The organism is Mycobacterium sp. 1274761.0, from assembly GCF_001668615.1.
In the GTDB taxonomy this organism is placed as follows: domain Bacteria; phylum Actinomycetota; class Actinomycetes; order Mycobacteriales; family Mycobacteriaceae; genus Mycobacterium.
Genome location: NZ_LZMC01000087.1, coordinates 1 through 660 on the forward strand (window position 1 = coordinate 1; position 660 = coordinate 660).

Sequence of the window (660 nt, forward strand, 5' to 3'; positions counted from 1 at the left end):
CCGCACCGACGTCTACAACCCCGACACCATCCACACCCTGGTAGCGCGGTTGCAGCGGGTGCTAATCGCGTTGACCACCGACCCGACGAGGCGGCTCTCGGCGGTCGACCTCCTCGACGCCGACGAACACACCCGGCTGGACGAGTGGGGCAACCACGCGGTCCTGACCCGGCCCGCCACCACCTCGGCGTCGATCCCGGCGTTGTTCACCGCCCAGGTGACCCGCACACCCCAAGCCGTAGCAATCACCTGCGGCGACCGCTCGATGACCTACCGACAACTCGACGAGACCGCCAACCGGTTGGCCCACCTATTAGCCGGCCACGGCGTGGGTCCCGGCGAGAACGTGGCACTGCTGTTCGAGCGGTCCGCCGAGGCCATCGTGGCGATCCTGGCGGTGCTCAAAACCGGCGCGGCCTACCTACCCATGGACCCCGCCCACCCCGACACCCGGATCGGGTTCATGCTCGCCGACGCCGCCCCGACCGCGGCGATCACGACCACCGGACTCTCCCATCGACTCGCCGGCCACGACCTACCAGTCATCGCTATCAACGACCCCGCCATCGCCGCCCAACCTTCCACACCGCTACCCGAACCGGCTGCCGACAATCTCGCCTACCTGATCTACACCTCAGGCACCACCGGCACCCCCAAAGG

1 protein-coding gene is annotated in these 660 nt (G+C 68.5%); it reads left to right on the plus strand.

Annotated features, from left to right (window positions below; all coding sequences use genetic code 11):
• On the plus strand, window positions 1-660 hold a 660-nt coding region (locus tag A5651_RS18275; protein ID WP_156663057.1), incomplete at both ends, for an AMP-binding protein.